Origin of the sequence: Pantoea sp. GCM10028869 (genome assembly GCF_042666835.1) — a bacterium.
Lineage (GTDB): Bacteria > Pseudomonadota > Gammaproteobacteria > Enterobacterales > Enterobacteriaceae > Pantoea > Pantoea leporis.
The window spans coordinates 477,032-500,167 of the sequence record NZ_JBHTGO010000002.1; the positions used below are offsets into that span (position 1 = coordinate 477,032).

Genomic DNA, 23,136 nt, shown 5'->3' on the forward strand with positions numbered 1-23,136 from the left:
CGGCATCGGGTTAGAACATTACTGTGGTTGAACATTATATCGCCACTCTTTCTTTCCACCCAGATTCCACCAGACCTGAAATGAGGGAAACGAGGCATGAAGAGACAGAAGAGAGACCGCCTGGAACGAGCACATTCACGAGGCTACCAAGCCGGTATTACGGGCCGCTCGAAAGAGATATGCCCTTATCAATTGATCGATGCACGGTCTGACTGGTTGGGAGGTTGGCGTCAAGCCATGGAGGACAGGTCAGCGGTGGCCTAGCACTGCTGGATGTCTAACATTATGGAAGAAACCTCCGCTGCGTGCGGAGGTTTTCATTTGGAAGGATTAGAAAGCTGAGGTGTCTTTGAACAGACCCACTTTCAAATCGGTCGCAGAGTAAATCAGGTTCCCGTCAACGAAGACTTCGCCATCTGCCACGCCCATCACCAGTTTACGGTTAATCACACGTTTGAAGTGAATTTTATAGGTCACTTTTTTGGCGGTAGGCAGGACTTGTCCAGTGAACTTCACTTCACCCACGCCCAACGCGCGGCCTTTACCTTCTGCGCCCAGCCAGCCGAGGTAGAAACCCACCAGCTGCCACATCGCATCGAGGCCGAGGCAACCCGGCATTACCGGATCGCCAATGAAGTGGCAGTCAAAGAACCACAGGTCAGGGCGGATATCCAGTTCGGCTTCGACGAAACCTTTATCGAATTTACCGCCGTCTTCGGTCATTTTGACCACGCGGTCCATCATCAACATGTTGTTGGATGGAAGCGGCGGTCCATTTTCGCCAAACAGTTCGCCGCGACCCGAGGCAATCAGGTCTTCTTTACTATAGGATTCGCGTTTATCTACCATGTTCTCAATATGCCTTCTTTTAGTGAAGCCCGAATATTAGCGAACAGTTGTACGCTGAGCAATGTTATCAGCTGTGGTTGAACCAGTTGAGCCAACGTAGTGGCCACGGACGCAGGCGAGCTTCCTGCTGGTTCAGCTGGGTAATACGTTCCTGAATGGTACTAAGCAGAGATTCGCCGCTTTCACTCTGCCAGGCAATGCCGGTCAGCAGCGGCAACGCTTCATCTACGCTCTCAATGGCCCAAAGATGGAATTGTCCGGCCTTAACCGCTTCCACAACATCCTGATTCAGACTGAGATGGCGCGCGTTACTGGCAGGGAAAATGACACCTTGCTTGCCGGTCAATTCACGTGAATGACAGATTTGGAAGAACCCTTCAATTTTTTCGTTCAGGCCGCCGACGGGCTGCACGTTACCAAACTGATCAACTGAGCCGGTCACCGCAATCTGCTGGTTAACCGGCTGATTAGCCAGCGCACTGATTAACGCACAGAGTTCGGCCAGCGAGGCGCTGTCGCCATCCACTTCGGAATAGGATTGTTCAAACACCAGTGAAGCGGAGAAGGGCAGCTGTTGCTCTAGTTCCAGCTCGGCAATCAGGTAGGCTTGCATAATCATCATGCCTTTCGCATGGATGTTGCCACCTAATTCGGCTTTGCGCTCCACATCGGTGAACTCGCCATCGCCCGGATGTACCACACAGGTAATGCGCGAAGGTTCTCCCCATGGACGCGGATGGCCTGGGAACTCAACCACCGAAAGGCCGTTAATTTGCCCAACCACTTCGCCTTCGGTTTCAATCATGATCTGATTAAGCAGGATTTCATCACGCATGCGATCGGCGAGGAAGCCTTCACGCCATTGGCGCGCTTCCAGCGCTTCTTTCAATGCTTCGCCATTGATGCTGTCGCCATGCAGCGCCGCTTCTTGCAGCTGGCGACGCAGCCAGCGCGGGCAAAGCGGCAACGTGTCTTGATCACCGGTCATGCGTGCTGCTTCGGTGATCAACAATGGCCAGAAATCGGCTTCAGGCTGCGCTAATCCGGCTTGTTCGGCTTGCGTTAGCGTCCACTGGCACCATGACGTCATGTCATCTTCGTCGAGAATTTGTAAGCTCTCTTCGAATTCGCTATACAGCGCCATCTCATGAACTTCGACGTCCATTTCCTGGAAGGCCGCCAGTGCATCACGGTCGCCACACAGTACCAGACGCAGTTGCAACGGTAGCGGGGGAATGGCGACGGGCAATGGTTGACGCTCATCCTGTGAATACCAATCGAAGCGACCTTGCTCAATACACTTACGCAAACGCAGCCACAGCAGCGGCTGTGCCAGTAAAGTGTTGACCGCAAGAATCAACGTACCGCCATTGGCGCGATGCAGTAAGCCCGGTTCAGGCTGCACACGGTCTTTATATTGACGTACGCAACCGAACAACTGTTCAGCTTCAATCCAGTCGGCGAAATGCACGCCGCCCTGGCTGGTGAAGGGGCGATTGATATCGGTTGGCGGTAGAAGACTGACGGTATCGCCCATCACATGATAGTCGCCACCGTAAAGAGAAATCTCATCCGGCTGGAAACGTTGCGCCGCCTCGGCGATGCAGGCCAGGTAATCGCTGTTTTCCTGACTGCGTAACAGTAGCAGCGGAAAACCCAGGGTTTGATGATGCAAATGCGCCAGCGCATTCAGCAGACGCGGCTGAACCGCGGCAAGACTATCGCAATCTTCCAGTGAGACGTTCGAGAAAATGGATTGGTAGCGGTCGCTATCCGGCTGCAGGGCTTGCCACGTAATTTGAGTGCTGGTCAAAATATTCGCATTAGTCTGATTTAGGAAAAGCGCGATTATACAGGAATCAACCTGGTTAATCACGGCGGAGTTCCGGCCCGGATTGTGACGGCTGCAACATGTTTTTCCTTGCTGCATCCAGGAAAAAAGCTGTTATTCTTAGTTTGTTACGTGATCACGATGAGATTCCGATGAAATACCAGCAACTCGAAAATCTTGAAAGTGGATGGAAGTGGAAATACCTGGTGAAAAAGCATCGGGAGGGTGAACTGATCACCCGTCATCTTGAGCTTAGTGCGGCGCAAGCTGCGGTCGATACGTTGTTGTCGATGGAAAACAGCCCGGTTGAGGTTAACGAGTGGATCGCCCAGCACATTCATCCAGATTTGGAGAATCGTCTCAAGCAGACAATACGTGCACGTCGTAAACGTCACTTTAATGCTGAGCATCAGCACACGCGTAAGAAATCGATCGATCTGGAATATCTGGTGTGGCAGCGTCTGGCAGGATTAGCGCAGCGTCGCAGTAATACGCTGTCAGAAACCATAGTTCAGTTAATTGAAGATGCTGAACGCAAAGAGAAGTACGCCAGCCAGATGTCTACGCTGAAGCAAGATCTGCAGGCGATCCTCGGAAATGGTGGCTCGGAAAAAGAGTAGAATCCTTTTCGTTCTCATTACATTCAGCCATAAAAAAACCCCGCCTCAGCGGGGTTTTTTACTGCGTGATAACTTAAGCCTGTGGCTGAGTTACAACGTCTTTGATACCTTTAACGTCGATTTCAACGCGACGGTCTGGCGCCAGGCAGTCGATCAGGGCATTGCGGCCTTTCACGCTGTCACAGGTGTTGCCAGTAACTGGGTTGGATTCGCCCATACCGCGTGCAGAGATCTTGTTAGAAGGGATACCTTTAGATACCAGGTAATCAACTACAGATTGCGCGCGCTTCTCAGACAGTTTCTGGTTGTACTGCTCTGAACCGATGCGATCGGTGAAGCCCAGTACTACAACAGAGCCGTCTTTCGGATCCATTGAGCTCAGCTGGCTGTACAGCTGATCAAGAGCCTGCTGACCTTCTGGCTTCAGAGTAGATTTGTTGAAGGTGAACAGAACGTCAGACTTCAGGGTGAAACGCTTGGTTTCAACAACTGGCGCTGGAGCTGGAGCCGGAGCTACAACTGGCGCTGCATCTTCATCCTGACCGAAACGGTAAGAAACGCCTACGCTCAGCATGCTGTTGTCTGGACGTGCACCAACGGTACCTGCGTCACCGATGTTGTTAACCCACTGGTAGTCCAGGCGAGTTGCCCAGTTTTTGGTCAGTGCGTATTCAACACCAACGGCAGCCAGCGGAGAAACGCCGGTGTCGTGGTCGCTGATGCGAACGCCGTTGTTGTTCTGAGTTGAATCAGCACGCCATACCATACCACCCAGACGGGTGTAGACATCGAAGTCTTCGGTAATTGGGTAGCTCAGTTTAGCAGCCAGCTGAACGCCTTGTGCTTTGAACGCGCCGTTGATGGTGTCGCCTTTGTTAGGCATACGGCCCAACCAGTCGTAGCCCAGCTCGAAGCCCAGGTACGGGTTAGCCTGATAACCCAGGAAAGCACCAGCACCCAGCTGAGATTCGTGAGTTGGACCGTCGTTGTTCGCGTAACCGTTACCGTAGTAACCAGTATCGTGATACTGAGACCAGCCCAGTTTAGCACCGGTGTACCAGGTGTTATCTTTAGGTGCGGCCTGCGCTACGGTAGCGAAGCCAGCCAGTGCCACTGCAATTGCGATAGCTGTCTTTTTCATTTTTGCGCCTCGTTATCATCCAAATAGGCAATGAGCAAAAAGGTTGCTCTTTGTGTTAATCCTTCGCCGGGTCTAAACGCTCGCTTTTGACTCTACCGAAAAAACGGAGGTTATTGAGCACCCTGGCGAGCTAAAGTCTACAACGAGATTGGAAACTTACAAGTATGATGTGACGCCGGGCAGCAAAAAAACAGCGATTTATACACACATTTTAACAAATCATATGGCTAAATCTTCGGTATTAGAAAACAAAAAAGCGTCTAAGCCATTGTCATAGCTGGCGGGAAAAGAATCAGTAGCTTAGATGCAACTTTTGCAAAAAAAATGCTGAGAAAATTCCTGGATTTACTTAATGAAACAAATCTGAGGGAATTTTTGACGCATTAGGTTGTCTGGAATGAGCATATTGACGTCCCTGTGGACGCAAAATCAGACCGAGTGCTTCACCTTCCGCCGCTGCTTGTTCCAATTCTAAACGCTCTTCATCACTCAATTCGTACGGAATCCAGGCAAGCACGACGCTGTAGTTACCTGTACGTAATGCCTTCACCATACTTTCAACGGTGTTAAAACGCTCAGATTCGGTGATATGCATACTCTTTTCTAACGGCAATCCCGACTGCTGCATCCAGCTACGATTTAGCTTATGAGCCGGAGTGAGCCACAGCTGCCAGCGCGATTGCTCGCTCAACTGTTTTAGTACCGGAAGCAGCATAAGTTGCATCATTTCAGGTTGTTCGCTGGAGCGCAGTTCAGTGATTCCACCCAGCGAAGGTTGCGCTAAGCCAGGTGAAGCGAAACGATGTGAACGATCAGCAGGGCCAGAGAAATGAGTACGCATAATTTAATCACTCAGTAATGAACTGTATGGATGTACAGTAATGGCTTCCTGAATAAAGATCAACCTCAATTTCTGAAAACGCCTCGCAATTTCTGCACAAGATCCCGCACTCCTGCTTTTATTCATTGAACAGCTAAATCGTTTTTTTTATCTTCTAACCAGATGAATCTGCGAGCTTTTATAGGAAATTTCCCGCGCATGGAATCCATTGGAGGGGGCGTTATGAAGAGATATAACCCGGTAGTTGAGCAATCGAAAGCGCAGTTGGCGGCATTAGGTAAAATTGAATCACGTACGCAATTTGGGGGGTATGCGCTAACTATTGAGAAGGTGATTTTTGCTTATATCAATGAAGATGCGCTTTATCTCCGAGCCAGCGAGGCGCTTCACGTCTATAACGCACAGCGTTCACTCGAACCGCTGATTTACCGCAAGCGTGGCGTGCCGGTGACCTTAAGCTACTTCAAAGTAGATACACAGTTATGGCAAAACCCCGAACAATTATTGCAGTTATCGGCTAGCTCATTGCGCGCCGCACAGGAGGAAGCGGCTACCAGACTTGTCTCGCTGCGATTGAAAGATCTGCCGAATTTAAGCCTGCGACTGGAGCTGATGCTGCATAAGGTGGGGATCAGTTCGGTGCGGTTGCTGTGTGAAACAGGATCGCGACAAAGCTGGCTGAAACTACGCGCGGTGAATAAGCACATTGGGTTAAAAACGCTGCTGGCGCTGGAAGGTGCAATATCAGGACATCATGAGGCGGCGTTACCCAGCGCCATCCGGCAAGAGCTCTATGCCTGGTATTTAAAAATGCTCCGCCAGCATGCGGCGGCGGAGCATCAGCAGCCTTAATCGTTGACGAGGGTGCGGCGTAGACGGGCAATTTCGGGCAGCAGCGCGACCAACAATCCCAATTGCTGAATCACTAATGGTGCGCGTGTATCCGGGCTGTTTTTCATCTCGCTCATGCGCTGCATTAGCGCCTGCTGCATCTCTGTGGCTTGCGTATCCGTAACCTGATCGATCTGCAGCACATCTTCTATGAAGCAGACCGCGTCATCCAGTAAGGTCAGCAAGGTACTATCTGCCAGCTGTTCGCGATGCGCTCCCAGCGCCGAGATATAGCTGAGGAAGGAGTGGTTCAGACACAGCAGTCGAAACGCATTCTCACGTAACGGTTGTTGTAGCTTAAGTTCACCACTGATGTTTGACACCACTGACGCTAGCTCAGCATCGGCGTTATGCGCATCGCGACGTGCCACGCGATAAGCCAGGCGATTGTCCTTGCCTTGATGGTATTGCTCCATAATCGCATCCAGATAGCGGCAGTTGGCATCCAATGTTCGATCGGCAACGGCGGTGATTTTGCGAAAACGCCAGTCAGGCCAGACAAAAGCCACCGCTAGCCATGCCAGGCCACAGCCAAGCAAGGTATCCACCACGCGCGGTAGCGCCACTTCAAAGCCTTCGCCGAGCAAATTGAAGCACAGCAGAACCAGCAAGGTGATAAACAACGTGGCTTGTGCATATTGAATCTGGCGGAATGCGAAGAACAGCACGCCGCTCAGCACAATCAGCACCATTTGACCTTCAATCGAGGGCACCAGCCACAAGACCGGCAAACCGATGGCGATGCCGGCTAAGGTACCGCCGATACGCAAGGCGAGGCGGCGTCGGGTGGCGTTGTAATTGGGCTGGCAGACGAACAGGCTGGTCAGCAAGATCCAGTAACCGCGATCGACGCCGGTGATTTGAATAAAGGCGTAGCCAACACACAATACCAGCGACATACGCACTGCATGGCGGAACAGGGCAGATTGTGGGCTGAGATGGCGACTCAGGCGTAAGCGGATATCCGCCCAGCCGCTGAGCCCTTCGCGTGACAGATGGTGATCGCTCTGCGGGGACGGTTCGGCCAGCATCTGCTCTGACTCAATCGATGCCAGTTGCGCATCAATGGCACGCAGATTACGCAGCAGCCAGAACAGTGCGTGAATGTGTGGATCCTGCGGCTCGTTCTGCTGAAGGCGTTGCAGCGCGGTTTCCAGCCGTTCAAAGGTGCGTTCAAAATGGCTGTCGTGATGCCACGGCTGACGCAGCAAAATGGTCTCCGCCAGTTGCCGACACGCGCGCGCTTGCATGTTCATCAGGCGCTGGAAACGGAACAGCACTTCGTTGTAACGCCAGTTATCACGCAGCAAATGATATTGCAGATGCGAGGAGCTGGCGCGTTCATGGATATCCTGCGCGACAAAATAGTAGTGCAGGCTGCGACGCGTGCTGCGTGAACCGCGGTCGCCACGCAAACGACTTTGAATAGTGCTTTTAGTGAGATTGAGCTGGGCCACCAACTGGCTGTTGACCATCGCCGTGGCAACCAGCGTAGCGTCATCCTGATCGCCGCCATCGGGATCAAACAGGTTTGCTTTGGCTTCAAGATAGCGCGCCAGCTGGGAAAAACTGCCTGCCAGCTGTTCCTGCACCGGGCGCACCGGAAACATCAAATGACCAACAAAGGTCAGCAAGTTGTACCAAAGGGCACCGATCAACAGCAGCGCTGGCTGCATCCACCACTGCGGGAACAAGCCGATGCCCAGCATGGTATAAACCGCAATCAGCAGCGCACCAAAGGCGATGGTGGCATAACGCTGTCCCAGCGCACCGAGCAAAATAAAGCCCCAGCTGGAAAGCGCCAGACCCAGAGCAAACGCCCACGGATGGGGGAACAGCAGTTCCACCGACACCGAAGCAATACAGAAACACACCAGGGTGATCAAAAGATTGCGTACACGCCCAATCCAGCGATCGTCGAGATCCGCCAGCGCCGCGGCGACCACGCCCAGCGTCAGCGGAATGGTCCACTCGATTTGGTGCAGCCACCACGGTACCGCCGCGCATCCGGTTAAGGCAAAGAAGATGCGCAGCAAATAGCGCAGGCTGCTGTTAAACAGATAACGTCGCCAGCCTGGCAAGGCGTCATGAATCATTGAACGGCCTCAGTAGCGGCGACGCGCATTGGCTTCACGCGCAGCCTGCGCTTCTTCAACGGAGACCACGCGACGGCCAACCGGCCACAGCGCAATCGCGGCAATTTTGAAGTTGGCGATGCCAACAGGAATGCCGATGATGGTCAGACACTGCACGATACCGGCCGAGATATGCGCCAGACACAACCACCAGCCAAACAGTATCAGCCAGAAAATGTTAAGGAAGGTGCCGCCGGTATTCATCACATGGCTTTTACTGTCGGGACGCAGCACATCGACATGCACCGCTTCGTTGCCAAAGGGCAGCAGAGACAGTTTGGTGATTTCCCAGCAGGAACGCGTCAACGGCAGCGTAAAAATCAGCACGATGCTCATCAGGGTGGCAAACAGCCAGCTGAGGGTGGTGAAAAAGCCGCCGAGAATGAAATTAAGAATGTTAAGTACGGTACGCATAAACGTGTTTTTCCTTTTGCAATCCGCAATATGTGGCGCCAAGTTTAGCCTGTTTTAAGGCTGGAGCGTCAAGAGTCTGACAGGTAAACTGCGCGATATCGAATTCCACATGACGGTGCGGACATGGAACTGAAAGCAACATCAATGGGTAAACGTCTGGCACAGCATCCCTATAATCGGGTGCGCTTGCTGGCCGCCGGCGTGGAAGTCAGTGGCGATCGCCATGAATATCTGATCCCGTTTAACCAGTTGCTCAACATTGCCTGTAAACGCGGCATGGTATGGGGCGAACTGGAGTTTCTGCTGCCAGATGAGAAAGTGGTGCGCCTGCATGGTACCGAATGGCAGGAAACGCAGCGCTTTTTCCACTACTTGCAGCACGCCTGGCAGCAGTGGAGCCAGGAGATGAGCGAGGTGAGCGCGGAGGTGCTGGTCGCGCTGGAGCAGGAAATTCTCGCCTTCACCCAACAGGATCGCTGGTTGAAACGCAGTGAGCTGAGCGCGGTAAAAGAGAGCATTACACGCCAGTTTTCTGCCTTGCCGTTGCCTCTCGCGCGTATTGCCGAGTTTGATAACTGTCGTGAGCGCTGGGAATTCTGCCAGCAATGGCTGGAGCAGGGTGAAGCGGCGATCCGCCAACGCAATCGCCAATGGACCAGTAAGATCCTCAGCGACTATCACGAATTCTTTTCCACGGTTGAAACCACGCCGCTCAATCCATCGCAATGCGAAGCTGTAGTGAATGGCGAAGACGCGCTGCTGGTGCTGGCGGGGGCGGGCAGTGGCAAAACCTCGGTGCTGGTGGCGCGCGCCGGTTGGCTACTGAAACGCAAGCTGGCGCAAGCGGATCAAATTCTGTTGCTGGCGTTTGGTCGTCAGGCGGCAGAAGAGATGAATGACCGTATTCTAACGCGCCTTGGTGAGAGCGCGATTCAGGCGCGTACCTTCCATGCATTGGCGCTGCATATCATCCGCGAAGGCAGTAACAAACAACCGGTGATCAGCAAGCTGGAAAGCGACAGCAAGGCGCGGCGACAGTTGCTGATTGAGACCTGGCGCGAGCAGTGCAACAGCAAGAAAGCGCAGGCCAGCGGCTGGCGTCAGTGGTTGCAGGATGAGCTGGAGTGGGAGATTCCCGAAGGTCCCTTTTGGCAAGATGACAAACTGGCGCAGCGCATCGCATCGCGCATGGAGCGCTGGCTGGGCTTGATGCGCATGCACGGCGGCGCGCAGGCGGCAATGATCGCGGATGTGGCAGAAGCGCAGCGCGATAATTTCAGCAAGCGTGTCAAACTGATGGCGCCACTGTTAAAGGCATGGAAAAGCGCGCTGAAAGAGGAGGGCGCGGTCGATTTCTCCGGGCTGATTCATCAGGCGATTGCCATTCTGGAGAAAGGGCGTTTTATCAGCCCGTGGAAGCATATTCTGGTCGATGAGTTTCAGGACATCTCACCGCAGCGAGCCGCACTGCTAACGGCGCTGCGTCAGCAAAACAAGCGAACCAGCCTGTACGCGGTGGGCGATGACTGGCAGGCAATCTATCGCTTTAGCGGTGCCGAAATGAGTTTGACCACCGCGTTCCATCACTATTTCGGCGATGGCGATCGCTGCGTGCTGGATACCACCTATCGCTTTAACGATCGTATTGGTGAGATAGCCAATCGCTTTGTACAACAGAACCCGCATCAGCTGCGCAAGCCGCTGAACAGCTTGAGCAAAGGCAATAAAAAATCGGTGACTTTGCTGCCGCAGGATCAACTGGAAGCGCTGTTCGATAAACTGAGCGGTTATGCCAAACCCGAAGAGCGCGTACTGCTGCTGGCGCGTTACCACCATTTGCGGCCGGCAATCCTCGATAAAGCTAAAACGCGCTGGCCAAAGTTAAAGCTGGATTTCATGACGATTCATGCCAGCAAAGGACAACAGGCGGATTTTGTTGTTGTATTGGGGCTGCATCAGGGACGCGACGGTTTCCCGGCACAAGCGCGGGAATCCATCATGGAAGAGGGTTTGCTGCCGCAGCCGGAAGATTTCCCGGATGCAGAGGAGCGACGGCTGGCGTATGTGGCGATGACGCGTGCGCGCCAGCAGGTGTGGCTGATGTTCGATAAAGATCGGCCTTCGGTATTTGTCGAGCACCTGCGCGAATTAGGTGTGCCACAAAGCCGTAAGGCCTGATGATTAAGGTTTCAGGCGTTCGGCGAGATAACGCTGATAGTCTGGAATCTGAATCTCAATCTGTTGGGCAAACTTCGGTGACTGGATAATAAAATCTGCGGTGGTGCGGTTATTGGCCACCGGGATATTCCACACCGTGGCGAGGCGCAGCAGCGCTTTGACATCTGGATCGTGCGGCACCGCATTCAGCGGATCCCAGAAGAAAATCAGCACATCAATTTTACCTTCCGAAATCAACGCACCCACTTGCTGATCGCCGCCCATCGGGCCGCTTAGCATGGCGTTAACATCCAATCCGGTATGACGATTAATCAGATTGCCGGTGGTGCCGGTAGCGTACAACACATGCTGTTGCAGCGTGCTTTGGTTGGTTTGCACCCACTCCAGCAGCGAGGCTTTACAGTGATCGTGTGCAACGAGGGCGATATGTTTCTGAACCTGAAGGGTACGAACGGTCTGCTCCATAGGGCTTCCTGTTTCTTCTCATGCATTATGTGTTAATGCAGGAGTTTACCCCTGGCGTTTCATCACTATCAACTTGCGCGTAAGGTTTTCATCCAGCTAATAAAACGCAGACGTGTGGCGGCATCAAAACGCTTGAACCAGCCATGCAAAGAGGGAAGATCGCTAACGTCTTGCCAGGCGTAATCCAGATTCAACTGCGCCTCGCTGGCGCTCAGCGAATGTAAGGCAAAACGCGGAACCGAAGCGGCGTGGGCATCACGATTATAATTCACCATCGCCTTTTCGAAATCGTTATCACCTGGCTTCGGCAAATGGTCGCGCAGGCTGGTGATTTCTATGCCGCGTTCATCAATCAGTTGAAAGTTGAGGGTTTTGTCGAAGGTGGTACGTTCACGACGATTAGTGAGCGCAGGCAAGCGAATTGCCACCGAATGGGCATTGGCGCTGAAAGTGACAATCATCGGCACGGATTGAAAGTGCGCGGCGTCAGTGCCCGGTTTTTCCACACGAAACAGAAACTGATGCTGCCCACGATCCAGCTCAAGGCTGCCTGCGCCTTTCAACAGCGAACCAGAAATTTTACGCCCGTCCAGCACCAGCAGTTCGATCTCGGGATCGAGCTTGAGAGTGATGGCCTGGCATGAGGCTGATACGAGCAACAGCAGTAAACCCGTAGCAGTTAAAGACAGCTTCATTTCAACTCCCGGCAGAAGGGGGTAAATCGATTATGTGTAGCAAAGTATTACATTATGGCAGTAAATTTACATTTTTACATATTTATTTGTGCTGCTGCGCAAAGTTCTGGTGACCAACAGTTGCAGCCTAATGCGCAATGCCATCTACACTTAAGCGAATGAACCAGGAGAAAAAAGATGAATGATCAAACGATTCGCGATGTGCTGACTAAAACCAAACGTATCGCGTTAGTGGGCGCCAGCGACCGCCCCGATCGCCCGAGCTATGGCGTGATGAAATATTTACTTGATCAGGGATACGAGGTGATTCCGGTGAGTCCTAAATTGGCGGGACAGCAACTTCTTGGTCAAACCGCCTATGCCACGCTGGCGGATGTACCCGGAAAAGTGGATATGGTAGATGTGTTTCGCAATGCCGAAGCGGCATGGGGCGTAGCGCAGGAAGCGATCGCCATTGGTGCGGATACGTTGTGGTTACAGCTGGGCGTGATTAATGAGCAGGCGGCGGTGCTGGCGCAAGACGCGGGTATGGCCGTGATAATGGATCGCTGTCCAAAAATTGAAATTCCTCGGCTGGGGATTAGGCACTAAAACAGAAACGGCGACCTGAGTCGCCGTTTGATTAATGTCTCAGGCTGGGTGCCTGCAGCTGTTGCCGAATTGACGCGGCCAGCTCATCCATTGAAGGTTGTTCGGGATGTTCGAAGGAGGTTTCCCCCGCCAGCTGAACTTCAGCGACATAGGTATGCACCTGATCGCCTTCTTCATCTTCCATCACCACATGATACCAGGGCGCGGCGCGCAGCGTTTCGCTGGCAGCGACATCATCAACTTCTGGCTCATCAAGCGAAAACTCCGGATCGACATCCACGATAACGCCGAGCACCCCGGAGAGACGATGTCGGACCTGCTGTCCAATTCCAAATTTAGTCGTAATCATTGTGACCTCCCAAAAGACTGCCCTGTAACCAATATGGAGGCAGGGACAGCGTTTTCAAGTCACAGCACGCGGCAGGCAAAACCTTTCAGATAAAGCCCTTCAGGATAGCTGGCGATCACTGGATGGTCGGCTGCCTGACGGAACTGCTCTATAAATTGTACATCACGACCGGCATCAACGGCGGCATCAGCGATGATTTTCTGGAACAAATCGGTTGGCATCAGGCCAGAACAGGAGAAGGTCAGCAATACGCCACCAGGATTCAACAGCTGAATGGCCAGCATATTGATATCTTTATAGCCGCGACACGCGCCCATCAACTGGTTCTTGTTCTCTACGAATTTCGGCGGATCCATGACGATCAGGTCGAACTTTTCGCCGCTGTCGCGATAACGACGCAGCAGTTTGAACACATCGTCACGCACAAACTGGGCACGCGACACATCCAGACCATTGAGTTCAACGTTCTGTTTCGCCACGTCGAGTGCGTCTTGCGAAGTATCAACGCTAATCACTTCACGACAGCCGCCCATCAAGGCAGAAACCGCAAAACCACCGGTGTAAGAGAAGCAGTTCAGCACGCGTGCATTATCTGAGTAGCCACGCGTGGCAAAACGGCTGTCACGCTGATCAAGGTAATAGCCGGTTTTATGACCGCCCTGAATATCCACCAGCAGCTTCATACCGTGTTCAGTAATCGGCAGCAGCGGTGGCGGCAGTTCACCCGAAACCGGCCCTTGCGCCAGCTCCAGTCCCTCTTTTTTACGCACTGCCACATCTGAGCGATCGTAAATAGCGCAATCCGGGAAACACTGCTGTAAGGCGGAGACGATGGCCGGACGCTGATACTCGGCACCTGCAGACAACAGCTGCATCACCAGGAAGTTGCCGAAGCGATCGATGGTTACGCCCGGCATGCCATCAGACTCACCGGCAATCAGACGATAGCTGTCCAGCCCATCACGTTTCGCCAGCCAGTCACGCCACAGCTGGGCTTGCTCAAAGCGGCGCACGAAGAAGGTGATGTCGATTGACTCATCCTGTTGCCAACTCCAGACGCGTGCGCGAATTTGTGATTGCGGAGAATACGCGGCGCTAGCCAGCCATTTGCCATTGCAGTCACAGATATCAATGGTTTCACCAGACTGGGCTTTACCTTCCATACGTGCAACGGCACCAGAGAACACCCACGGATGGCGGCGGAGCAGGGATTTTTCACGTCCCTTTGTGAGAATCAATCGAACGGTCATAGTTTGCTATGCTTACCTGAAAAAATGAGGCGCCATTTTCCGGCGGATGGCGGCAAATTGCAACGCAAGACGATGGGAGAACGCAATGGCTACCACATGCTGCAAAATTTGGGTGCACGGCATCGTGCAGGGCGTGGGGTTTCGCTACCACACCCAAGCGCAGGCCAGAGAGTTGAATCTTAACGGTTATGCGCACAATCTGGCGGACGGCAGCGTTGAAGTGCTGGCGTCCGGTGAGGCGCAGCAGGTCGATGCATTGATCAGTTGGCTCAAAGCGGGTGGGCCGCGTAGCGCGCGGGTAGATAAAGTGCTGGTGGAGCCGCATCAGCCCAGGGAGATGCCGACCCGATTCACCACCGGCTGATTACAAGCATTTCGCCGGTTTTGGCAATCCGGCAATTTTGGTCGCCTGCTTGGCCGGGCCTTCCGGGAAAAGACGGAACAGATAGCGGCTGTTGCCTTTCTCCTCGCCATACTTTTGCGCCATGGCTTTCACCAGCATGCGCACCGCCGGCGAGGTATTAAATTCCTGGTAAAAGTTGCGCACAAAGTGCACTACTTCCCAATGCGCGTCACTCATCACGATCGCTTCTTGCTCCGCGATGGCAGCAGCCAGCGGTTCGCTCCAGTCCGCGCTATTTTTCAGATAGCCTTCCGCATCGGTGGCAATCTCTTTACCAGCAAAATTCACAGTCATTCCTCATGGCGTTAATCGACACATTGTAAATTCGCCCGGCCATAAAAAGCAAAAACCCCGCCGAAGCGGGGTTTGATAACTCTTGCGGCAGCTTAATCGCGGTTAGCGAAGCCCAGCAGGCTCAACAGGCTAACAAAAATGTTATACAGCGAAACATACAGGCTTACGGTGGCGCGAATATAGTTGGTTTCACCACCGTGAATGATGTTGCTGGTTTCCCACAGGATGGCACCGGCAGAGAACAGGATGAACAGGGCGCTAATCGCCAGATGCAGCGCAGGCAGTTGCAGGAAGATATTAGCAACCACCGCCACCAGCAGCACGACAAAGCCGGCCATCATCATGCCACTCAGGAATGACATATCGCGGCGTGTGGTCAATACGTAGGCCGAGCAACCGAAGAACACCAGCGCGGTGCCGCCCAGCGCCATAGCGATCACATCACCCATGCCTGCAGTGAGGAACGAGCTCAGGATTGGACCAAGGCAGTAACCGAGGAAGCCGGTGAAAGCGAAGGCCGCCAGAATACCTGCCGGGCTGTTAGCCAGTTTATGCGTCAGGAACATCAAGCCATAAAAGCCGACCAGCATCAGAATCAGGCCCGGTGAAGGCAAGGCAAACACGGTGCTGAGTGTGGCGGTGACGGCCGAGAAGGCCAGCGTAAAGCCAAGTAACAGATAAGTATTGCGCAGCACCTTGTGGGTGCTGACTAACGATTGCTGCGACGAGCTAAAAATTCTTTCCATCATGCGCTCCTTAAAGAGAGAAACACCAAATATGGCACGAGGATACGCAGCGCCTGAAAGACAGAAAAGGCGTTTTACCCATCTTTACGCGATAAATTGCTGTTTCGCTGAGCAGAATGGCGAAATTGACGCCGAAAAAATAGAATTTGGCTGTTTTTCAGCCGAACGATTCATTGCAGGCTTTACATCGTTATGGGGGATGTTTATAGTGCGCCTCATTGCGGAGGGGTGGCCGAGTGGCTTAAGGCAACGGTCTTGAAAACCGTCGATGGGAAACCATCCGAGAGTTCGAATCTCTCCTCCTCCGCCATTCACTCTTGCAGAGTGACGCAACAAAAAAATCCCCGGAGGGATGGCCGAGTGGCTTAAGGCAACGGTCTTGAAAACCGTCGATGGGAAACCATCCCAGAGTTCGAATCTCTGTTCCTCCGCCATATTAAAGAAGCCCGCAGAAATGCGGGCTTTTTGCTTTTCTGCGTTCATAAATTCCGAAAAACATCGCGTTGCTTTTCCATCTGCTGCCGTTCCCCGACGCCACGCGCGTTAACTGCTATATTCCATGCACGGTTTTTTGCAAACATCTGGCGATTTTCCGATGCAAGCTGAGTTACACTGTGCGGTAATTCGCTCTTTGGCGGGCTAATCGTTTGAAAGCCAGAGTGTTTCACTGATGAATTATGGAATAGGCACAATGATCAAGAAACTGAGTCTTTGCGCGTTGTCAGTCATCGCTGCGCTCCCGATGGGCATGTCCGCCTATGCTGCGGATGGAGATATGCAACTCCAGCAGGTGCTGATGTTAAGCCGTCATAACCTGCGTGCGCCGCTCGCCAACAACGGCAGCGTACTGGAACAATCCACCAAAAAGAGCTGGCCGCAGTGGGATGTCGCGGGCGGTGAGCTCACCACCAAAGGTGGCGTGCTGGAAGTCTACATGGGGAATTATACCCGTCAGTGGCTGGCACAGCAGGGCTTAGTCCAGAACGGGACTTGCCCGGACAGCAGCAACATCTTTGTTTACGCCAACAGCCTGCAGCGCACCGTGGCGACCGCGCAGTACTTCATCACTGGCGCCTTCCCTGGCTGTGATATCGCGGTCACGCATCAGGATGCGATGGGCACCATGGATCCGATCTTCAATCCGGTCGTCACCGACGGCAGCGATGAATTCAACAAGAAAGCCCTGGCTGCCATGACCGCGGCTAATGAAAAGCTGGCACTGAAGCCTGCCTTCCAGCAGCTGGAAAAAATCGTCGATTACAAATCTGCCCCGGCCTGTAACGGCAAAAAGCAGTGTGATTTGAGCAGCGGCGATAACACTTTCAGCGCGGATAACGGTAAAGAGCCGAACGTAAGCGGTCCGCTGAAAATCGGCAACTCGCTGGTGGATGCGTTTACGCTGCAATATTACGAAGGTTTCCCGGCCGATCAGGTTGCCTGGGGCCAGATCAAAACGCCTGAACAGTGGAAAGAGCTGGCGTCGATCAAAAACGGTTATCAGGATGCGCTGTTCGCCTCTCCTGAAGTGGCGCGCGAAGTGGCCGCACCGCTGGTGGATTACATCCGCAGCCAGTTAGTCGATCAGGATAAAGCCAACGCGCCAAAAGTGACGCTGATGGTTGGTCATGATTCCAACATCGCCTCCTTACTCAGCGCACTGCAGGTTAAGCCTTATGAACTGCCGGGCAACGACGAGAAAACACCGATTGGCGGCCAGGTAGTATTCGAACGCTGGCACGATGTGAAGAACAACAAAGATCTGCTGAAAATTGAGTACGTCTATCAAACGGCCGATCAACTGCGCGATGCCGATGTGCTGAGCCTGAAAAATCCACCGAAGCGCGTCACGCTGCAACTGGCGGGCTGCGAAACGGATGCCAACGGCTACTGCAGCTGGGATCAATTCATCGGCGCATTGAATGGCGCTCTGCAAGGTACGCCACTGCAGCCTGCTGCGGCAGAACAGCCAGCACCTGCGGCCGCAGCACCAGCCGCAGATGACGCTAAGCAGAAAGTCGATCAGACTGCTGCGGATAAAGCAGCCGCAGACAAAGCAGCAGCGGATAAAGCCGCAGCACAGAAGGCTGCAGACGCGAAAGCGGCTGAAGAGAAAGTGAAGGCGGATAAAGCGGCCGCGCAGAAAGCGGCAGACGAGAAAGCCAAAGCGGAGAAAGCCACTGCCCAGAAAGCAGCGGATGACAAAGCCAAGGCTGATGCGGCAGCGGCACAGAAAGCGCAAGCCGATGCTACGCCAGCCAAATCAGAAGAACCGGCCAAAGCAGCGACCAGTAACTGAGTTTGCTGCTCAAAGAAAACCCCGCCGCGGCGGGGTTTTTTGTGCCTGTTAACCGGCGACGACCACCAGTTTTTGGTTGGCGAACTCTTTAATCCCCAGATCCGACAACTCACGTCCGTATCCGGAACGTTTCACGCCACCAAACGGCAGCTCTGCGGAGGTATCGCTCTGCGAATTGATAAACACCATGCCGGTTTCAATCTGCGATGCCATCTTACGGCCGCGCGCAATGTCTTTGGTCCAGACTGAACCGCCCAGGCCGTAATTTGAATCATTCGCCAGTGCCACAGCGGCACGATCGTCCGCCACCACATACACCTGTGCTACCGGGCCAAAGAACTCCTGATAGTAAGCAGGATTGTCTGGCGTCAGACCGGTGAGCACCGTTGGCTGGTAATAGCAGCCGACGCCATCAATGGCGCGTCCACCAAACTCCACGCGCGCGCCATTTTGCACCGCTTCCTCAACCTGCTTCACTAAACGATCGCGCGCATCTTTTGAAGAGAGCGGGCCAAGCGTGGTTTTCTCATCAAGCGGATCGCCCGGCGTGGCAGATTGCAGAGCCGCGCTGAATTTGGCCATAAACGTATCGGCAATTTTCTCATGCAAAATAAAGCGCTTGGCGGCGGTACAGACCTGGCCGCAGTTACTGAGACGAGCTTGCGCACCCTGACGTACCGCTTCATCGATATCGGCATCGTCCAGCACCACAAACACATCGTTACCGCCCAGCTCCAGCGTCGATTTCTTCAAGTGTTTACCGGCCTGTTCCGCCACGGCGCTACCGGCGCGTTCGGAACCCGTCAGCGCCACGCCTTGCACGCGCGGATCGGCAATCAAATCCGCGACTTGATCGGTGGAGATAAACAGGTTGGTCCATGCGCCTTTTGGCGCACCGGCTTCTTCTACCAGCTTTTCAAACACATCGGCGCAGTGCGGCACGATATTGGCGTGTTTCGCCAGCACCGGATTGCCGAGCGCCAGGTTTGGCGCCAGCACGCGCATCAGCTGATAGTAAGGGAAGTTCCACGGCTCGACCGCGACGATCACGCCAATCGGATGGTACTCAAGCCAGGCATCGCCCACATCGCTGGCGTAGGGTTGCGGCTGTAAAAATGTCGCAGCATGTTCAGCGTAGTAGCGGGCGATCTGCGAACAGATTTTCACTTCACCACGGCTCTGGCCAATCAGTTTGCCCATCTCTTTACTGGCGATGGTCGCCAGCTCTTCGGCCCGTTGGTCAATCAAATCGGCTAAACGGTGTAGCACCTGCAGACGCGGTTGAATATCGCCTTTACTCCACGCGGAATGATAAAGCGCATCTGCGGTTTCCAGCGCCTGTTGTGCATAGGCATCATCGTGCTCGTTCCACGCTTTTAGCAGTTGGTTATTGGCTGGATTGATACTTTGATAGGCTGACATACAAGGCTCCTTGGTGATGTAAAGGTAACAAAGGCGGGACAATGCCCGCCTGCAATTCAAACGTTTTTGCGCTCGACCGTTTTATCGTCCCAGGTCAGAACATCCTGGTCGGTCTTTTTGAAGGCGCGAATCAGCACTTCATCGCTGCCTTGCTGGCTCCAGATCTGCTCGGCTAAACGTTCGTCGTAGTTGGCTACCTCAAAAATGGCTTCAGCGATTTCGCGTGAAGTGTGGCGCAGTGATGCCCATTCGCCTACGTGATGCTCTTTCGACTGTTCTGTTGTCATGAAGGTCTCCTGTTGTGGATTTTATCCCTGTAGCTTTACCGCCAGTCCGGCGACGTGTTGGCCCTGAAAACGGGCAATATCCAGTTCTTCCGCCGAAGGTTGACGTGATCCATCTCCGCCCGCCAGCGTGGTGGCGCCGTAGGGCGTTCCGCCGCGTACGTGGGAGATGTCGAAGAGTTCTTTAGTGCCATAACCGATGGGAACAATCACCATGCCGTGATGGGCGAGGGTGGTCCAGACGGAAGTGATGGTTTGCTCCTGGCCGCCGCCGGTACCGGTGGAAGCAAAGACGCTGGCGATTTTGCCGTACAGCGCGCCCGAAGCCCACAGGCCGCCAGTGCGATCCCAGAAGTTACGCATCTGCCCCGCCATGTTGCCGAAGCGCGTGGGCGTGCCAACGATGATGGCATCGTACTGCGGCAAATCTTCCGGTTTCGCTTCAGGCGCGGCTTGGTTCACTTTGCCGCCAACCTGGGCGAAACGCTCGGCATCCATGCTTTCCGGCACACGCAATATCGTAACTTCCGCGCCGCTCACGCTCTTTGCACCGTCGGCCACGGCTTGCGCCATGGTTTCAATATGTCCGTACATCGAATAATAGAGCACCAAAATCTTTGCCATGGTTTTCATCCTGCGAGGGTGGTGAGTAACCAAAAGTATAGAAGAGCCTGCGCAGACTGCTGTACAGAGGTTAAGCAGGTGCCAATAAGTGTCGGCTAACTGCTTGTAACGCGGCGGTAAATTTGCTTTTTCGCAGTGAAATGAGTGAATTATCTGTTTCAAATTGTGAATATCAGGCCGATCTCACCGCTGCGTTGTCTATTATTTAATCAGGTGTGCGGAATATCCGCCGCCAGGCTTTTCACGGCAGCATCGTGATAAGCCCCCTAATCTGGATGCTCAATCCGTGGAGGAAATGATGGCCGAACATCGTGGAGGATCAGGCAATTTCGCAGAGGACCGTGAAAGGGCCGCAGAAGCGGGTCGCAAAGGCGGCAAAAACAGCGGGGGTAATTTTAGAAACGACCCACAGCGCGCGTCTGTAGCCGGTGAAAAAGGGGGACGCAGCCGCGGCAAGAAATAGCGCGACTGACCGTTAATCCCCGGCCGCCGGGTTCGCCCGGCGGTGACAGGCATTGCAATTTCCCCGCTCTCTGAGCAAACTGACCGCCAACTGATTATTCTGGTGCGTTATGTCCGCTTCTTCTTCTCGTCTCAGCCTGCGTATTTCGCGTCAGGAGTTGGTGCTCATATTTATTACCATGGTTTGGGGTGGCACTTTTTTGGTGGTACACCGGGCGATGGCCCATTCCGGTCCGTTCTTTTTTGTGGGATTACGTTTTGCTACGGCATCGCTGCTGCTGGCCTTTTTCTTCCGTCGTTATCTCAAGCAAGTTACCTGGCTGGAAATCAAAGCCGGCGCGCTGATTGGCCTGTCGATTGCCGGCGGCTACGGTCTGCAAACCTGGGGCATGCAAACCATTTCCAGCAGTCAGTCGGCGTTTATCACCGCGCTCTACGTGCCGGTGGTGCCGCTGCTGCAATGGTTATTCCTGCGCCGTCCGCCGGGATTGATGGCGTGGCTGGGCATTTTGCTGGCGTTTACCGGTTTAGTGCTGGTGGCGGGTCCGCAGGATGGCAGTTTGACGCTGAATGCCGGTGAAATCGCAACCTTACTGAGCACGCTGGCAATCGCCGCGGAGATCATCCTGATCAGCCGTTATGCCGGACAGGTCGATGTGCGCCGCGTCACGCTGATTCAGCTAATGGTGGCATCGGCCTGCGCCTTTGTTCTGATGATCCCGAATGGCGAATCGGCTCCTGCCATGTCAACGCCGTTGCTGCTGAGCGCGTTGGGGCTGGGTGCGGCCAGCGCCTTAATTCAGGTGACGATGAACTGGGCGCAACGCAGCGTTTCACCGACGCGTGCCACGGTGATTTACGCCGGTGAACCGGTGTGGGCGGGCGTGGTAGGGCGTTTGGCGGGCGAGCGTCTACCTGCTGCTGCGCTGCTGGGCGCGGCACTGATTGTTTGTGGGGTGATCGTCAGCGAACTGCGTATACGCCGCAAGAAAGCGGTGCCCGATCAGGCACCGCTCGAGCCTTAAGGATGTTGCCGTGCCGCCTGGTTCGCCAGTGCGGCGCCGCGACGTTGTAAAATCGCGTTCAGGATGATGGCACCAAAGGTGGCGGTGCCGATGCCGCCAAGGGTGAAGCTGCCAATCTTCAGGGCAAAATCACCGGCGCCCAGCACCAGCGTGGTCGCCACCATGATCAAATTGCCATTCTGATTGAAATCCACATGGTTCTGCACCCAAATGCGTGCGCCCGCCACCGCGATCAAACCAAACACCACAATCGAGGCGCCACCAATCACCGGACCGGGAATGGTGTGGATTAGCGCGCCAAATTTCGGTGAGAAGCCAAGCACCAAAGCGATCGCCGCGGCGGCCACAAAGGCCAGCGTTGAATAGACTTTGGTCACCGCCATCACACCGATATTTTCCGCGTAGGTGGTGACACCGCTGCCGCCGATTGAGCCCGACAGCATGGTTGCCAGACCGTCACCGACAAAGGCGCGGCCCATCCAGGGATCGAGATTGCGCCCGGTCATGCCCGCCACGGCTTTAATGTGCCCGAGGTTTTCCGCCACCAGAATGATCGCCACAGGCGCGATCATCACGATGGCCTGCATATCAAAGATCGGTGCGGTGGTGTGCGGCAGGCCAAACCACGGTGCGTTGGCAAGGCCGCTGAAATCCACCGGTTTGCCGAAGCCCATCACGTTGGTTAGCAGTGCATAGATGGCCCACGCGACAATCAGGCCGACCAGAATCAGCAGGCGCTGGATCATCCCGCGCGTGAATACCGCCACCAGACCAATGCACAGCACCGTCATCACTGCCATCCAGCTGTCAAACATCGAGCCGGACACACCATGCACCGCAATTGGCGCCAGGTTCAGACCAATCGCCATCACCACCGCGCCCGTGACCACCGGCGGCATCAGACGCTCGATCCAGCCGGTGCCGACCTTCATCACGATCAGGCCAATCAGCGTATAGAGCGCGCCGCAGGCAATCACGCCGCCCAGCGCCAGCGCCAGGTTGGGGTTGAGTCCCTGACCGTTAAAGCCGGTTACCGCGATGATTACGCCGACAAACGCCGCGCTGGATCCGAGATAACTGGGTACGCGCCCGCCGGTGACCAGGAAGAACAGCAGCGTACCGATGCCCGAAACCAGAATCGCCAGATTGGGGTCCAGTCCCATCAGCAACGGCATCAGCACCGTTGCGCCAAACATTGCCACAGCATGCTGCAGGCCTAGCACGACCGTCTGCGCAAACGGCAGCGTTTCGTCCGGCGCAATCAGCCCATCATCGGTCATGGCTGACTTTTTCTGCCAGCGGGGGAACCAGGAACTCGCCATCGTCATCT

Annotated in this window: 25 protein-coding genes and 2 tRNA genes; 11 read left to right on the top strand and 16 right to left on the bottom strand. The window is 54.3% G+C overall.

What is annotated here, in order from left to right; translation table 11 throughout:
• Positions 1–96: 96 nt before the first annotated feature.
• Positions 97–264, top strand: a complete 168-nt coding sequence (rmf, locus tag ACFQW4_RS06385) for a ribosome modulation factor (RefSeq protein ID WP_377724407.1) — start codon at positions 97–99, stop codon at positions 262–264.
• Positions 265–330: 66 nt separating this feature from the next.
• On the opposite strand, the gene fabA is transcribed toward rmf, so the two are convergent.
• Both fabA and ACFQW4_RS06395 read right to left on the bottom strand, forming a co-directional pair.
• Positions 331–849 carry a bifunctional 3-hydroxydecanoyl-ACP dehydratase/trans-2-decenoyl-ACP isomerase gene (fabA, locus tag ACFQW4_RS06390; protein WP_101760924.1) on the bottom strand — a complete coding sequence of 173 codons (519 nt, stop codon included), beginning with the start codon at positions 847–849 and terminating at the stop codon, positions 331–333.
• Between the two features lie 67 nt (positions 850–916).
• Entirely contained in the window at positions 917–2,779 is a 1,863-nt protein-coding gene (locus ACFQW4_RS06395; protein WP_271459963.1) for a Lon protease family protein, read from the bottom strand.
• Positions 2,780–2,832: 53 nt separating this feature from the next.
• On the opposite strand from ACFQW4_RS06395, the gene matP reads away from it, so the two are divergent.
• Positions 2,833–3,300 carry a macrodomain Ter protein MatP gene (gene matP / locus ACFQW4_RS06400; protein WP_008101445.1) on the top strand — a complete coding sequence of 156 codons (468 nt, stop codon included), beginning with the start codon at positions 2,833–2,835 and terminating at the stop codon, positions 3,298–3,300.
• A 73-nt stretch (positions 3,301–3,373) separates the two neighbouring features.
• On the opposite strand, the gene ompA is transcribed toward matP, so the two are convergent.
• Positions 3,374–4,441 carry a porin OmpA gene (gene ompA, locus ACFQW4_RS06405; RefSeq protein WP_192413827.1) on the bottom strand — a complete coding sequence of 356 codons (1,068 nt, stop codon included), beginning with the start codon at positions 4,439–4,441 and terminating at the stop codon, positions 3,374–3,376.
• A 349-nt stretch (positions 4,442–4,790) separates the two neighbouring features.
• Positions 4,791–5,282 (bottom strand): SOS-induced cell division inhibitor SulA, encoded by a 492-nt coding sequence (sulA, locus tag ACFQW4_RS06410; protein ID WP_101760921.1) that lies wholly within the window; start codon positions 5,280–5,282, stop codon positions 4,791–4,793.
• Between the two features lie 222 nt (positions 5,283–5,504).
• On the opposite strand from sulA, the gene ACFQW4_RS06415 reads away from it, so the two are divergent.
• Positions 5,505–6,134, top strand: a complete 630-nt coding sequence (locus ACFQW4_RS06415; RefSeq protein ID WP_101760920.1) for a TfoX/Sxy family DNA transformation protein — start codon at positions 5,505–5,507, stop codon at positions 6,132–6,134.
• On the opposite strand, the gene yccS is transcribed toward ACFQW4_RS06415, so the two are convergent.
• Positions 6,131–8,269: a YccS family putative transporter gene (gene yccS, locus ACFQW4_RS06420; protein WP_377724411.1), complete on the bottom strand. Its 2,139-nt coding sequence runs from the start codon at positions 8,267–8,269 to the stop codon at positions 6,131–6,133. The two genes, ACFQW4_RS06415 and yccS, sit on opposite strands and share 4 nt — an antisense overlap.
• Positions 8,270–8,278: 9 nt before the next feature.
• A complete protein-coding gene (locus ACFQW4_RS06425; protein WP_137385518.1) occupies positions 8,279–8,722 on the bottom strand; it encodes a YccF domain-containing protein in 444 nt (147 codons plus the stop codon).
• 123 nt (positions 8,723–8,845) lie between these two features.
• On the opposite strand from ACFQW4_RS06425, the gene helD reads away from it, so the two are divergent.
• Entirely contained in the window at positions 8,846–10,900 is a 2,055-nt protein-coding gene (gene helD, locus ACFQW4_RS06430) for a DNA helicase IV (RefSeq protein WP_377724413.1), read from the top strand.
• A 3-nt stretch (positions 10,901–10,903) separates the two neighbouring features.
• Here the strand turns inward: helD and ACFQW4_RS06435 are convergent, their stop codons facing one another.
• Entirely contained in the window at positions 10,904–11,365 is a 462-nt protein-coding gene (locus ACFQW4_RS06435; RefSeq protein WP_101760917.1) for a methylglyoxal synthase, read from the bottom strand.
• 68 nt (positions 11,366–11,433) lie between these two features.
• Positions 11,434–12,060 carry a DUF2057 family protein gene (locus ACFQW4_RS06440; RefSeq protein WP_192234368.1) on the bottom strand — a complete coding sequence of 209 codons (627 nt, stop codon included), beginning with the start codon at positions 12,058–12,060 and terminating at the stop codon, positions 11,434–11,436.
• A 177-nt stretch (positions 12,061–12,237) separates the two neighbouring features.
• Here ACFQW4_RS06440 and ACFQW4_RS06445 point away from each other — a divergent pair, with 177 nt between their 5' ends.
• Positions 12,238–12,651 (top strand): CoA-binding protein, encoded by a 414-nt coding sequence (locus tag ACFQW4_RS06445; protein WP_377724415.1) that lies wholly within the window; start codon positions 12,238–12,240, stop codon positions 12,649–12,651.
• A 31-nt stretch (positions 12,652–12,682) separates the two neighbouring features.
• On the opposite strand, the gene hspQ is transcribed toward ACFQW4_RS06445, so the two are convergent.
• Both hspQ and rlmI read right to left on the bottom strand, forming a co-directional pair.
• On the bottom strand, positions 12,683–13,000 hold the full coding sequence (gene hspQ / locus ACFQW4_RS06450) for a heat shock protein HspQ (protein WP_008101422.1): 318 nt from the start codon (positions 12,998–13,000) through the stop codon (positions 12,683–12,685).
• A 59-nt stretch (positions 13,001–13,059) separates the two neighbouring features.
• The gene (gene rlmI, locus ACFQW4_RS06455) at positions 13,060–14,250 is read right to left on the bottom strand and encodes a 23S rRNA (cytosine(1962)-C(5))-methyltransferase RlmI (RefSeq protein WP_271459961.1); all 1,191 of its coding nucleotides are present in this window, start codon (positions 14,248–14,250) and stop codon (positions 13,060–13,062) included.
• A gap of 85 nt (positions 14,251–14,335) precedes the next feature.
• Here rlmI and yccX point away from each other — a divergent pair, with 85 nt between their 5' ends.
• A complete protein-coding gene (yccX, locus tag ACFQW4_RS06460) occupies positions 14,336–14,614 on the top strand; it encodes an acylphosphatase (protein WP_101760913.1) in 279 nt (92 codons plus the stop codon).
• Here yccX and tusE read toward each other — a convergent pair whose 3' ends face one another.
• Together tusE and yccA are read right to left on the bottom strand one after the other, a co-directional pair.
• A complete protein-coding gene (tusE, locus tag ACFQW4_RS06465) occupies positions 14,615–14,941 on the bottom strand; it encodes a sulfurtransferase TusE (RefSeq protein ID WP_101761038.1) in 327 nt (108 codons plus the stop codon).
• Between the two features lie 98 nt (positions 14,942–15,039).
• Complete coding sequence (yccA, locus tag ACFQW4_RS06470; RefSeq protein ID WP_007887332.1) at positions 15,040–15,693, bottom strand: FtsH protease modulator YccA; 654 nt, start codon at positions 15,691–15,693, stop codon at positions 15,040–15,042.
• Between the two features lie 222 nt (positions 15,694–15,915).
• On the opposite strand from yccA, the gene ACFQW4_RS06475 reads away from it, so the two are divergent.
• The 3 genes from ACFQW4_RS06475 to agp all read left to right on the top strand — a co-directional run bounded on the left by ACFQW4_RS06475 (position 15,916) and on the right by agp (position 17,989).
• Positions 15,916–16,003: transfer RNA gene (locus ACFQW4_RS06475), tRNA-Ser, on the top strand.
• A 36-nt stretch (positions 16,004–16,039) separates the two neighbouring features.
• Positions 16,040–16,127 (top strand) — tRNA-Ser (locus ACFQW4_RS06480).
• Between the two features lie 257 nt (positions 16,128–16,384).
• Complete coding sequence (agp, locus tag ACFQW4_RS06485) at positions 16,385–17,989, top strand: bifunctional glucose-1-phosphatase/inositol phosphatase (protein WP_377724418.1); 1,605 nt, start codon at positions 16,385–16,387, stop codon at positions 17,987–17,989.
• A 48-nt stretch (positions 17,990–18,037) separates the two neighbouring features.
• Here the strand turns inward: agp and ACFQW4_RS06490 are convergent, their stop codons facing one another.
• Genes ACFQW4_RS06490 through wrbA form a run of 3 tightly spaced genes read right to left on the bottom strand, consistent with a single transcriptional unit; the run spans position 18,038 to position 20,319 of the window.
• Positions 18,038–19,411 carry an NAD-dependent succinate-semialdehyde dehydrogenase gene (locus tag ACFQW4_RS06490; RefSeq protein WP_101760910.1) on the bottom strand — a complete coding sequence of 458 codons (1,374 nt, stop codon included), beginning with the start codon at positions 19,409–19,411 and terminating at the stop codon, positions 18,038–18,040.
• Between the two features lie 56 nt (positions 19,412–19,467).
• Positions 19,468–19,698 carry a YccJ family protein gene (locus tag ACFQW4_RS06495; protein ID WP_007887329.1) on the bottom strand — a complete coding sequence of 77 codons (231 nt, stop codon included), beginning with the start codon at positions 19,696–19,698 and terminating at the stop codon, positions 19,468–19,470.
• 21 nt (positions 19,699–19,719) lie between these two features.
• The gene (gene wrbA / locus ACFQW4_RS06500; protein ID WP_222181764.1) at positions 19,720–20,319 is read right to left on the bottom strand and encodes an NAD(P)H:quinone oxidoreductase; all 600 of its coding nucleotides are present in this window, start codon (positions 20,317–20,319) and stop codon (positions 19,720–19,722) included.
• Between the two features lie 298 nt (positions 20,320–20,617).
• Here wrbA and ACFQW4_RS06505 point away from each other — a divergent pair, with 298 nt between their 5' ends.
• Together ACFQW4_RS06505 and ACFQW4_RS06510 are read left to right on the top strand one after the other, a co-directional pair.
• Positions 20,618–20,782 (top strand): general stress protein, encoded by a 165-nt coding sequence (locus ACFQW4_RS06505; RefSeq protein ID WP_061717065.1) that lies wholly within the window; start codon positions 20,618–20,620, stop codon positions 20,780–20,782.
• A 109-nt stretch (positions 20,783–20,891) separates the two neighbouring features.
• The gene (locus ACFQW4_RS06510) at positions 20,892–21,806 is read left to right on the top strand and encodes a DMT family transporter (protein WP_110865876.1); all 915 of its coding nucleotides are present in this window, start codon (positions 20,892–20,894) and stop codon (positions 21,804–21,806) included.
• Here ACFQW4_RS06510 and rutG read toward each other — a convergent pair.
• Positions 21,803–23,128 (bottom strand): pyrimidine utilization transport protein G, encoded by a 1,326-nt coding sequence (rutG, locus tag ACFQW4_RS06515; protein ID WP_137385526.1) that lies wholly within the window; start codon positions 23,126–23,128, stop codon positions 21,803–21,805. The two genes, ACFQW4_RS06510 and rutG, sit on opposite strands and share 4 nt — an antisense overlap.
• Between the last annotated feature and the right edge of the window lie 8 nt (positions 23,129–23,136).